Here is a 12415-nt window from a genome sequence, read left to right on the forward strand (position 1 = left end):
CGGGACTTTTCTGTTCTGTTAATATCGGTTTACAACAGCACCGTTTCTACCGGCGCATTGGCTACTATTTTACCAGCCATTTCGCGCATGGCGGCGGCAATACCCGCGGCGTCGAAGCCACACTCTTTGTAGAGTTCATCCTGGGTGCCGTGCTCCACGATGCGGTCTGGGATGCCGAGGCGGCGCACGGGAAGAGCGTAGCCGTGGTCGGCGAGAAACTCCAGCACGGCCGCGCCAAAGCCGCCTTGCAGGCAACCATCTTCTACCGTGACAATAGCCTGGTACTGGCGGGCAATGCGGTGGAGCATTTCCTCGTCCAGGGGCTTGCAGAAGCGCATGTCGTAGTGGCCGGGGTTGAGGCCTTCGGCGGCGAGCTGCTGGGTAGCCTTCACGGCATAGTTGCCGATGTGGCCGATGCTGAGCACCGCCACGCCTTCCCCCTCGCGCACTACCCGGCCGGTACCAACGGTGAGCTTCTTCAGAGGCTTGCGCCACTCCGGCATTACACCTTCGCCGCGGGGGTAGCGGATGCTGAACGGACCGGCGTTTTCGGGCAGGGTGGCCGTGTACATGAGGTTGCGCAGCTCCTCCTCGTTCATAGGCGCGGAAACCACCATGTTGGGGATGCAGCGCATATAGGCCAGGTCGTAGCAGCCGTGGTGAGTAGGACCATCGGCACCGGCAAAACCGGCGCGGTCGAGGCAGAACACCACGTGCAGGTTCTGCAGGGCCACGTCGTGCAGCACCTGGTCGTAGGCGCGCTGCATGAAGGAGGAGTAGATGTTGCAGAACGGCACCAGCCCTTGCGTAGCGAGGCCGGCCGAGAAGGTCACGGCGTGCTGCTCGGCAATGCCCACGTCGAAGGCGCGGTCGGGCATCTGCTTCATCATGATGTTCAGCGAGCAGCCCGAGGGCATGGCTGGCGTCACGCCCATAATCTTATCGTTCTGCTCGGCCAGCTCCACGATGGTTTCGCCAAACACGTCCTGGTACTTGGGCGGCTGGGGCTTCTCGTGGGTTTTCTTGTGGATTTCACCTGTCACCTTATCGAACAGGCCGGGCGCGTGCCACAGGGTCTGGTCCTTTTCGGCCAGGGCGTAGCCTTTGCCCTTTACCGTTACGCAGTGCAGGATTTTCGGACCGGGAATGCTCTTCAGGTCGTTGAGGATGGTGGCAAGGTGCTGCACATCGTGGCCATCCACGGGGCCGAAGTAGCGGAAGTTCAGGGCCTCGAACAAGTTGCTTTGCTTGAGCAAAGTCGCCTTCATGGCCGACTCCACCTTGCGGGCAATCTGCTGGGGGTTGGGGCCGAACTTGCTGAGTTTGCCCAGCACATTCCACAGCTCGTCGCGCACTTTGTTGTAGGTGCGGGAGGTCGTAATATCGGTGAGGTATTCCTTGAGCGCGCCCACGTTGGGGTCGATGCTCATGCAGTTGTCGTTGAGGATAACCAGCAGGTTAGACTTCTCGACACCCGCGTGGTTCAGGGCCTCGAAGGCCATGCCGGCCGTCATGGCCCCGTCGCCAATCACGGCAATGTGCTGACGATCAAACTCCTTTTTATAATCAGAAGCCACGGCCATGCCCAGGGCCGCCCCGATGCTGGTGGAGCTGTGCCCTACCCCAAAGGCGTCGTACTCACTTTCGCTGCGCTTCGGGAAGCCCGACATGCCGTGGTAGCGGCGGTTGGTCGGGAACCGGTCGCGGCGGCCGGTGAGGATTTTGTGGCCGTAAGCCTGGTGTCCCACGTCCCACACCAGCTGGTCGTGGGGCGTATTGAAGACGTAGTGCAGGGCTACCGTCAGCTCTACTACCCCAGCGAAGCCCCGAAGTGTCCGCCGTAAATGGAAACCGAATCGATAATGAACTGCCGCAGTTCCTGGCTAACCTGAACCAGTTGGTCCGGGCTGAGCTTCTTGAGGTCGTCGGGCGAATTTATTTCCGCGAGCAGTTCACCGGGTTCAACTAGCATGAGAGCAGGGGCAAAAGAGAAGATAGATAGCTAGGCAACAGGAGTGGAATACGGAAGGTTAAAACACCCTGGGCCGCTCGCTGCGTACAACAGGCGAAGGTACGATTTTTCCCGCCTGTCGGTTGGCAGCCGGACCGTAACAACGTTATAGCAATTCCGATTGTTTGGGGTTGACGGCCAGATTAAACGGGCTTTAACGCCTCGGCCGCGGGCAACTCCTACCTTTGTTTACCCATCCCACCCTAGCCTCATGCCCCAACTCACCGAACCGCAGAACGAGGAACAGCAGCTGCTGGATAAGCTCCGCCCCTCGCGCATTATTCTGCCGGTGCTGATTGGGTTAAGCGTGGTAGGCTTTATGTTCTGGCGCAGCTACCAACCCGGCGACCTGGCCCCGCTGGCCAACGCCAAGCCCGCCTGGTTGCTGCTCATGCTCGTGATACTAGTGGCCCGCGACGCCGGCTACGTGTACCGCATCCGCTACCTCACCGAGAAAGTGCTGAGTTGGCGTGCGGCCTTGGATGTCATCATGATCTGGGAGTTTTCCTCGTGCGTGCTGCCCTCGGCGGTGGGCGGCACGGCGGTAGCGCCGGTGTTGCTGCACAAGGAGGGCATTCCGCTGGGCAAATCAGTGGCCTATATTATGGCTACGGCCATGCTCGACAACCTGTACTATGTACTGGCCGTGCCCTTGGTGGTCCTGATTGGGGGCGATGCGCTGTACCCGCATGAGGCTTTGCAGGGTGGTTTGGTGGCTACGCTTCGCATCGGCTTTATTGCCAGCTACGTGTTCGTGACGGTGTACGCCCTGCTGATGCTGTACGCCATTTTCATCAATCCGCAGTCGGTGAAGCGGCTGCTGGTGCGGCTGTTTTCACTGCGCGGGCTGCGCCGGTTTCGCAACAAGGCCTACAAAATGGGCAACGAACTGGTGCTGGCTTCGGCCCAGTTGCGGGGCAACGGCTGGGGCTACTGGCTGCGGGCGGCCCTCAGCACGGCCTTCGTCTGGACGGCCCGCTACCTGGTTATCGGCTGCCTGATTGCGGCTTTCATTGACATTACCTGGCCGGAGTTCTGGCTGATTTTTGGGCGCAACCTTACCTACAAAGTTATCCTGCTGATTGCCATTACGCCCGGCGGCGCGGGCATTGCCGAGGGTGCCTTCCCTACCTTCTTCGGCAAGTTTATTGGCACGCCCACCATGACGAATTTTATGGTGCTGCTGTACCGCATCCTTACCTACTACCTCTACCTAGTGCTGGGCGCCATTTTCCTACCCCGCTGGATTACCCGCATCTTCGGCAAGCGCAAGGCGGCCGAGGTTATGGCTTCGTAGGCAGCAACGCGGGCGCGGAGCCGGCCGGAGCCGGGCGCTGGTAGGTTTGCCAGAAGGCCGGGTGGTATTCTGCCCGTTCCAGCTGGTCGATTTCTTTGTCGGCAAGCGCCGGGTCATTCGCTACATCGGGCGCCGCGCCGGGAGCTACTGCGGTGAAGTACACCTCACAGGACTTTTGCGAGTAAAACGGCTTTTTGCCCAGCACCCGACCGCTCGTGAGGCTTTGCGCCACGCTGCTAGCTACGTAATAGCGGCCGTTCGCAGCCTGCTGGTAGGTGGCTACGTGTGAGGTCCGCTCATCGGCATATACTCGGTTGTAGAGGTGGGCAATTTGGTTGTTGCGGCCGTAGTATTTGTGGGCAACAGCGTTCTGCTTTACCGTATCACCCTGCCAGATGGCCTCGTAGCGCACTACGGCGTAGTCCTGCTGCCGCACGTAAATTTTGCCGGAGTACCCCGCCTGCAGGTAGGTGCCGGTGGTGCGGTGGGTAGCCCGCTTGGCGGCAAAGCGAATGACGTACACGGTTTCAGTGCCGCGCTGCTCCACAGTATCCAGCTGCAGAATAAACTTGCCTACCGTGCTGCTTTTAAACAGGGGTGAAATGCGCACCGGATCAGTGGTAGAAGAAAAAAACCCTTGGCCCCCATCAGACCACCCAAAATGTCCTAGTGGCTGCTTTGAGGTAGCCAGCCGGTGCGCCTCCTGAATGCGTTGCTGCTGCCGCACTTCCAGCATCAGGAAGCCGCCGGCATAGTGGCGGTGGCCGGCCGGCTCGAAAATCTGGCTCACGTATTCTACCTCATGGCTCAGGGTATCGAAATTGCTGACGCGGCGGTGAGTGTAGGTCTGGGCGTGGTAGTCGGCTTGCTCGTAGTTAGTCGGAATGGCCGCCAACACTTTCTTCATAATCTTGCGCGGGTTCAAAGACTCTCCGCTGACCCGTACCGCGCCTAGCGCGTAGGCGGAGGGCACCAGCCGCACGGTGACAGCAGCCGTTTCCGCCGCTACCGTCACCGACTCGTAGCCGACGCTGCTTACCTGCACCGTTTCGTGCCGCCGGGCAGGGAGGGTAAAACGCCCCTGAGCATCGGCGATGGTGCCGGTGCCGCGGCCCGGCAAAGCCACTGTCGCGAAGGGTACGGCCGCTCCTGTTTTGCGGTCTAGCACGGTGCCGCGCATCGTCAGGGCCGCGCCCACTTTCGCCGCGGGGCGGGCGGCGGGATTCAGGCGTTGGGGCTGTGCTGAGGCCATTTCGGCAACGGGAACCGGCGCTTCCGCTGGGGTAGCCTCGAGGGCGACGGGCGCAACTCCGTGCGGCGGAGTTACTGTTTTCAGGTACAAAAAGCCATCCACTACCTCGCTCCACCGCCCAGCTACGGGCTGATACTCAAAAGCGTAGGTAGTGAACTCGCGGCCGGGAGCATCATGCTTTAGACTTACAAAGCTGTATTCCTGACCCTGGGCCAGCAGCTCTGCTTCCAGACTTCCGGGGGCCGGAGTAGGTACTGGCGTGTGCTTTCCCCAGGGTCCAAATCCATACACGCCGCCCCCGCTTACTGTCCCGAGCACATACATGGCATCGGGGCCCAGAGCCGCTTTTACCATTCGACCCATGGGGCGGTAGCCTTTCAACTCGGCATTATCCAGGACCTCGACTTTGTTGGCCAGATGGGGTAGCGCGCCCCAGCAGATAACCTTTTCCTGCGGGTGCTGGCGCAAATACCACAGCAAGTTATCGGCCATCTGGGCGTCGCGGGGGTTGCTGTCGGCGGCGCTGAACTCGGCTTCGGTTTTGGCTCCCGGGTCGTGGGTAGCATAGGTATGCGCCATAGCCTGGATGCTGCGCAGGTTCTGCAGCCAGAACATGGCCCGCTCGCGGCGCTGAGCGCTTGGGCCAGCGGCTACCTTTTCCAGCAGGCGGCGGGCCTTCCCCATATGCAGATCGAAAATGGCTATCTGATGGCTAGGCGGGAAGGTAAAGATTTCGCCCATGGTACTGAGGCACTCCTCGAGGTAGTCGTAGGCAATGCCATCGGCGCCTTTTTCGGGCTTGAGCAGCGTTTCCAGCTCCTCCAGCATTTCCTCCTGATACTCTCCGCTAAACTGCCCATCGAAGCCCGCCACCCGCAGACGGCCCCGGCCCACTAAGGGCAGCAGCGCCTGAAATTCCTGGGTTCCCATCCAGACTGGAAATATGCTGCTTTCCAGGGCCTCCCGCGCTGAGGTGCCGGCCGCTAGCTGGCGCTGGGCCTTGTCCAACTCGTAAAAGCCGCTTTCAAAAGCTACCGTGGTGAAGCCCAGGCGCTGCTGCAGGAAGCGAATCAGTCGGATTTTAGCTTCCGTTACGTTGCCCTCACCGTGAGTGGGCTCCCCGAGCATTACTACCCGCGCCCCGCCAATTTCCTGCCGCAGAAACTCCAGGTCCTGAAAAGCGGTGTCGGTGGGGCTAACGGTGCGGACAGGGTAGGCGCGTAATCCGGAAGGTAGTGCCGCCGGACCTGACTGCGCCCAAGCTTGCGTTATCAGCGAAACATACAACCCCAGGGCCGCTAACCAGCGGAAAGAAATAAGCATAGAACGATGTATAACGCTTGAGAATACTGGTCAAACTTACACATAACGCCCAGCTATATCTGGTATTTTCTATAGAGCTCCCGCCGGCTGCTTACTCCTTGTAAAATTTGCTGCTTTCGGTACCCGCAGCCGTGTCGAGCAGCAGGTAGTACACGCCTGGCAGCAGCAGCAGCTGTACCGGCACGCTGTTCACCCCGGCTACCGTCTGGCCCTGGGTCAGAGTTTGTCCCAGCACGTTCACGATGCGGTAGCGCAGGCTAGAAGCGGGAGCCTGAAAATTTACATGCCCTGAAACCGGGTTAGGATATGTGGTAAGCCCCCCACCGGCACCAGGACTCACGACGACTACCGTCGGAGACATACTGCTTGTGCCATCAGTATCTACCTGCCGCAGGCGGTAGTACAACGGACCGGCGGGCGGGGCGGCATCAAGCCAGGTGTAGGTGTGCGAAGCGGCGCTGCTGCCCTGCCCTGGCAAGCTGGCTACCGTAACAAACTCCCGCCCAGCAAGGCTGCGCTGAATTTCAAAGCGGGCATTGTTCAGCTCGGTGGCGGTAGTCCAGGCCAGGCGCACACTTTCCCGCCGACGCTCGGCCCGGAAGTGCAGCAGGGTTACGGGCAACGGGTTAGAGGTAGCATCCGCGCTGGTACTGGCTAGCGTGAACAGGCTGAAGGAAGTGAATAGACCTGAAGTCAGGGTGCCGGTTACCGCTGTGCCGTTGCTGGGGCCGCCCGTATTGCCGCTCCGCCCAATGTTTACCCAGCCATTACCGTCGTTCTTGGCTACGACCAGCGTGCTGGCAGTAGGGTCCATTACCTGGTCATCGGACCCGAAGCTCAGGGTAATGGTACCCGCGAAGTTATCGGCGCTGGTGAGGGCAGGCGCGGGGGTTACCGCGAAGTAGCGGGTAGCATTCAGGCGGCGCAGGTCACCGGTCAGGTCTTTCGTGGCAAAGCCGCCCTCGGTTTGGGTGGCCGTAAACGTAGTGGCCCGACTCAGACTGTTGATGTTTAAGGTTAAAGGCCGGTAGGCGGCACCCTGGGCATCAATGCGCCCCAGCGGGAAGGTTAGAGTAACGGCACCACTAGCCGGACGAGCCACGGGGCCATTTACAAAGCTGTTCTCAGAGCCGCCGGTGGGATTGTTAAGTAGCGTCAGCAGGTTTACCGCATCCGTTTGCAGCCGGCCGGCCGTGAGTTGCAGCACGTTGTTTACCGTAACGGGGGTAGCCAGCGTCACGCCCTCGGAGCTGGTGTTGTTGAGTTGCAGGGGTACATCGGCGGCCAGATACGTGCCCGTTGGCGTGCCGCTGGGCACTACGCCCCAGGCTACCCCGCTAATGCGTTGCGGCCGACTCCCGTTTAGCACCATCCGGACGGTACTGGTCCCGGTGGTTTGGGGAACGAAACGAAAAGCACCCTGCACTACTATGTCGCCGGCCACGCGCACTTCGCTCGTGGTAGAGGCAGTCAACACCGCGCCCGGACCGATGATTAGGTTGCCGCGTATGGTCAGGGGGTTAGCTCCGCTGCCAGTGAAGTTGGTAAAAGCCTGCCCAATTCGGTTCCGGAAAACGAGGTTAGGGTAGGTCCGGCCCGCAATGGAAGCTGTGTTACTGGGCTGAGTTTTGGGCCGAAACTCCCAGGTTCCGGCTTCCGTGCCCGCCACGGCGGCCAGGTTTTCCAGCAGGCCTACATGCGGCCGGTCGGTGTAGTGGCGGTAGGTGCCGCCATTGTAGAGGTAGAAATTCGGATTATCGCTCGGAATATCAATTCCGCCTCTGTCACTGGTATTCGTTACAACGCCCTTGTTGTAAATGGCCAAGGCAGTTTCAGCAGCGCTGTTACGAGTCAGGCGTAGGGGCACGGTGCTAGTATTCAGGGCTGATATTTCCAGCAGAATAGAGTCGCCGGTGGCCGGATTTATAGTCAGGGAGCGAACTTCAGCGGTAGGCGTGGTAGCCGGGGCTACGGCCCCGCCGGCATCAAGCACCACGGTGTAGCGGCCCGCAACCTTGTTGTGGTCCAGTAGCACTTCATCGTTGGTGGTGGGCACCGCATCAGCATCCCAGTTAGCCCGGTCAAACCAACTATTTGTGCCGGCGCCCCCATCCCAGCGGACTACGGGCGTAACGACAAAATTGCTGCTCGCGGAGGTGCCGCCGCCCGGACCCGGACTAATCACCGTTACGGGGTAAGTGCCGGCTACCTCCACGTCGGAGGCGGGAATAGCGGCCGTCAGTTGAGTGGCACTGTGCAAGGTAGTAGGCCGCTCAACGCCATTAAAGCGGATGGTGCTTCCATTAATAAAGCCGCTACCGGTAACAGTAAGGGTGAAGCCATTGCTGCCCGCCGCAATGCTAGCGGGACTGAGGCTCGTCAGAACTGGCGTGGGGTTCAGGGCGGAGGTAGCTTGCAGCTGGAAGTTGTCGAGGCGGAAGGTGCCGCTGCCGGAGGTGGCCCCGCTTACCAGCAGCCGCAGCACTAGCGTGTGCTTATAGTCCAGGTCGCTTACCCCAGACAAATCGAGTGTCCGTTCCGCAAAAGCCAGTTCCGGCACGGCCAGCGTGGTAGGAAAGTTTGTGAAGTTAGTGCCGCCGTCGGTGCTGTAGGCCACCGTAATGGTAGTAGCGCCGGTGCTGGAACGGTAGGGCTGCAGGTACAGCTTGTAACCGTAGTAGCTGCTTAAGTTACTACCGCCCAGCGCAAACTGGAAGTACCTGCTATTGGAGCCCGTGGAATTTGCCATCGACAACGCCGGGCCGCTCGAAGCGGCCGTAAAGGCACCAGCACCCGTAGCCGTACCCGGGCTAGTAGCAAACGCCTCCGTTGAAGAGGCCGCCGCCGTAACGCCCGCCGCCGTAACGGGCGTAAGCGCATCATACCGAGTACCCGAGTTAAAGTCGAAGCTGACAAGGGTACTGGTTGTCTGACCCTGAGTCAGCAAAGGCAACATCAGCAGAACAGCGCAGATAAGAAACAGATGAACACGCTTCGCGACGGCCATAAACACCATATTTGTACCTATTGAATGATTAATATTCCTGTTACTTTTTTAAAGTTTAACCAAAGATATATAAGAATATAAGTTACAGGGTACCCGGTAGTAATTCATCCGAGAGCTGCCCATAAAAGCATATCGCAAAAGCGGCCAACCTCAGCATACTGCCTGTACCGAATGGTCATAAAAAAACCTCTCCGTTGAATACAGAGAGGCTTTTTTGTTGCGAAGCGAAAAGATACCAGCGCTTATTCTTTTTCAAGGCGCAGCTCAGCACCCTCGGGGCTACGGAGCGTGAGCTTGTCGTCGGTGAGCGTTACTACGTCGAAGGTGTTGCTCTGGGCAGCTCCATCAGGCGTCATAGTGATTTTCTTACCGGCCTGGTCAAACTCATACTTGCCATTTACGGCACCAGCAGGAGAGGTCATGTTATACTGCTTGTTGGCAAAGAAGGTGATGCGCTCATCCTCCTGAGCATCCGTCTGTTTTACTTTGTCACCGCTGGCGCTCAGCTCTTTATCGGTTTTCCAAACTTTGCTTTCGGTGCCATACAGCATGTTCACGCCTTCTACTTTGCCTTCTTTGCTGCCGCAGGAAGCAGTGAAAAGTACCAGTAACATGAGCAGGCTAGCTAGGTAGCGCAAGGGAGCGGAATTAGTTTTCATGGGGCAGGGAGATAAGTTAAAATGAGGGAGAAATACCACCAAGCAGGACACTTGGTATTGCGCCTCTTACGGGGCAATTCCGCAAGATGTTCAGCCTAGAATTATGCGCATGCGCCGGATACAACTTATTGTTGGCCTTGGCGTAAGAGCCAAAACCGACGCCCTTTTCCTGCCCTGCAAGTCGGTCGTTTCTTCCACATTTACTTGCATTTACCACTATGGGACTGTTTGATTTCCTTTCCAACGACGGCGAAAAAAAACCCGTTGCTCCTGCTCCTAAACCTGCCGCTGGCGGCGCCACCGATTTCTTCGGCAACGCTAACCAGCCCGCTGCCCAGCCGGCAGCTGCTCAGGCCGACAAATACACGGTAGTAAGCGGCGATTCGCTTTCTAAAATTGCCAAGAACCACTACGGTGACGCCTCCAAGTGGCATCAGATATACGATGCCAATAAGGCAACCATCGGCGCCAATCCCGACCACATTGAGGTAGGCCAGGTGTTGACTTTACCTAAGATTTAAGCCTAGGCTATATCTAGAAATTATCCTAAAAAGCCACTCATAAACGAGTGGCTTTTTTTGTGGCCTACCCATGCTTTTTCGTACGAGTATGTTTGCGGTAACGGACAGGCGCATGCCAAATTTTTCCGATAACGTAGAGAGTTGTAGTTCTTGCAACTAGCTTTATGAGATAGAGCAACGGATACTTTGTGTTTGAAAATCAGCGGCTTGAATCGTCGTATTGGCTTTAGCACCTTCTAAGGGCTGTAGTCAGCCACCGCGGTAAAAAATTTTGCTACCCTATTGCATATATCAAAACCGCTGCTATACCTTTGCAATACCAACCCGGTACTCCCCCGCTCGCGGCGGGGTAGTTTTCATAAGATTTATACAGAAGCGGCGAGAGAACAGGCTCCCTGACCCGCTGGCAACCTTCGACCGCGCGAAAGGTGCCAATTCCTGCCCGACCAGCTTAGCTGGCGGGGCATATAACTCAGGAGTACCATGGAAAACACCCTCGCTTTCGCCCCTTTCTACCCCACTGCCTTGGTCGCTTTGTTGCGCCCTACCAGGTCGTGGGGTTTCTGTGTTTCGGTAGCTGCTCCAGCTTTCCGGCGAATGCGAATGCGCTGCTGTAGCGCGTGTTGTTGCTGTTGCTAGCCTGGCTCCCGGCTAGCTAATCCCTTCCTCTTTCTTGGCCTGATTCTGCGGTGACCCACAGTGGCACCCGAGGCCCGCCTGCATCCCCAATCAGCTTCAGAAGCACTTTCTGACTGGTTCCGGTGCGGCCCCCGCTGCGCCTCATCGTGGCTTTCTCTTCGCGTTTTCGCTCCCTCATTTCCTGTCCAAACGGTCTTTAACCCAGCCTTGCCATGTCCACGCAGAACCTCCACTTCGAGACCCTACAACTCCACGCCGGCCAGCAGCCCGACCCCGTAACTGGTTCCCGCGCCGTACCGCTCTACCAAACTACCAGCTACGTGTTCAAAAATGCCGAGCACGGGGCCAACCTGTTTGCCCTGAAGGAGTTCGGCAACATCTACACCCGCCTGATGAACCCCACCACCGACGTGTTCGAGCAGCGTGTGGCGGCTCTGGAGGGCGGAGTAGCAGCTCTGGCGGTTTCCTCGGGGCAGGCGGCGCAGTTCATTGCCCTCAACAACATTCTGCAGGCCGGCGACAATTTTGTGAGCACCACGCACCTGTATGGCGGCACCTACAACCAGTTCAAGGTAGCGTTTAAGCGCTTGGGTATTGAGGTGCGCTTCGCCGATGGCGACCAGCCGGAGAAGTTTGAGGCCCTGATAAACGAGAATACCAAGGCCATCTACCTGGAAACCATTGGCAATCCGAGCTTTAGCATCCCGGACTTTGAGCGCATTGCCGCCATTGCCGACAAGCACGATCTGCCCCTCATCGTGGACAATACGTTTGGTGCGGGCGGCTACCTGTTTCGGCCCCTGGAGCACGGCGCCCACATTGTGGTAGAATCGGCGACGAAGTGGATTGGCGGCCACGGCACCTCTATTGGGGGCGTGATTGTGGACGGCGGCACATATGACTTTGGCAATGGCAAGTTCCCGCAGTTTACGGAGCCTTCCGAGGGCTACCACGGGCTGGTGTTCAATGATGTATTCGGGAAAGGCGGGCCGTTTGGCAACATTGCCTTTATCATTCGGGCCCGGGTGGAAGGCCTACGCGACTTCGGTCCTTCCCAAAGCCCATTTAATGCCTGGCAGCTGATTCAGGGCCTGGAAACGCTGAGCCTGCGCGTAGACCGCACCGTAGAAAACGCCCTGCGCGTGGCTACCTGGCTGGAGCAGCACCCGCAGGTAGAAGCCGTGAACTACCCCGGCCTCAAGAGCAGCCCCTACCACACCCTGGCCCAGAAATACCTGAAGCGCGGCTACGGCGGGGTGCTCACCTTCGCCATCAAAGGCTCCAAGGAAACGGCCACGCAGTTTATTGATAATCTGAAACTGGTCAGCCACCTAGCCAACGTGGGCGACGCCAAAACGCTCATCATTCAGCCCTCGGCTACTACCCACCAGCAGCTTTCCGAAGAGGAGCAGCGCGCCGCCGGCGTGACGCCTACCCTCCTGCGTCTCTCGGTGGGCATTGAGCATTTTGATGATATCCGGGCCGACCTGGCCCAGGCCTTTGACGCGGTGCGCAATGTAGCCGCTCAGCCCACTGATGCGGCCGGTAGCACGCTGTTGCCGGAGCCAGAACTCGAACACGCCGCTACGCTGGAAGTCTAGCACTTGAGAGGGGTTGATGTCCGGCGGCAGGTGAGAGAGCCGCCGGGCAGCAGCTTCCAGCCACGCGGTAAGCGGGCCGGTGCCGACGTTTTTTGTGAGAGAGGA

General features: G+C 58.7%; 6 protein-coding genes, 1 pseudogene and 1 riboswitch. Of the genes and pseudogenes, 3 read left to right on the forward strand and 4 right to left on the reverse strand.

What is annotated here, in order from left to right:
* Positions 1 to 29: 29 nt before the first annotated feature.
* Positions 30 to 1972, reverse strand: a pseudogene (dxs, locus tag MUN84_RS08780) (1-deoxy-D-xylulose-5-phosphate synthase).
* Positions 1973 to 2222: 250 nt separating this feature from the next.
* Here dxs and MUN84_RS08785 point away from each other — a divergent pair.
* Complete coding sequence (locus tag MUN84_RS08785; protein WP_244697555.1) at positions 2223 to 3308, forward strand: YbhN family protein; 1086 nt, start codon at positions 2223 to 2225, stop codon at positions 3306 to 3308.
* Here MUN84_RS08785 and MUN84_RS08790 read toward each other — a convergent pair.
* The 3 genes from MUN84_RS08790 to MUN84_RS08800 all read right to left on the reverse strand — a co-directional run bounded on the left by MUN84_RS08790 (position 3295) and on the right by MUN84_RS08800 (position 9549).
* Complete coding sequence (locus MUN84_RS08790) at positions 3295 to 5883, reverse strand: erythromycin esterase family protein (RefSeq protein ID WP_244697560.1); 2589 nt, start codon at positions 5881 to 5883, stop codon at positions 3295 to 3297. The genes MUN84_RS08785 and MUN84_RS08790 overlap by 14 nt on opposite strands.
* A 91-nt stretch (positions 5884 to 5974) precedes the next feature.
* Complete coding sequence (locus MUN84_RS08795) at positions 5975 to 8839, reverse strand: T9SS type A sorting domain-containing protein (protein WP_244697563.1); 2865 nt, start codon at positions 8837 to 8839, stop codon at positions 5975 to 5977.
* A gap of 293 nt (positions 8840 to 9132) precedes the next feature.
* The gene (locus tag MUN84_RS08800; protein ID WP_244697565.1) at positions 9133 to 9549 is read right to left on the reverse strand and encodes a lipocalin family protein; all 417 of its coding nucleotides are present in this window, start codon (positions 9547 to 9549) and stop codon (positions 9133 to 9135) included.
* Positions 9550 to 9767: 218 nt separating this feature from the next.
* On the opposite strand from MUN84_RS08800, the gene MUN84_RS08805 reads away from it, so the two are divergent.
* Positions 9768 to 10070: a LysM peptidoglycan-binding domain-containing protein gene (locus tag MUN84_RS08805; RefSeq protein ID WP_244697567.1), complete on the forward strand. Its 303-nt coding sequence runs from the start codon at positions 9768 to 9770 to the stop codon at positions 10068 to 10070.
* A gap of 362 nt (positions 10071 to 10432) precedes the next feature.
* A riboswitch (SAM riboswitch) is annotated at positions 10433 to 10544 on the forward strand.
* 377 nt (positions 10545 to 10921) lie between these two features.
* On the forward strand, positions 10922 to 12310 hold the full coding sequence (locus tag MUN84_RS08810; protein ID WP_244697569.1) for an O-acetylhomoserine aminocarboxypropyltransferase/cysteine synthase family protein: 1389 nt from the start codon (positions 10922 to 10924) through the stop codon (positions 12308 to 12310).
* Positions 12311 to 12415: the final 105 nt, after the last annotated feature.

Origin of the sequence: Hymenobacter sp. 5516J-16 (genome assembly GCF_022919335.1) — a bacterium.
In the GTDB taxonomy this organism is placed as follows: Bacteria; Bacteroidota; Bacteroidia; order Cytophagales; family Hymenobacteraceae; genus Hymenobacter; species Hymenobacter sublimis.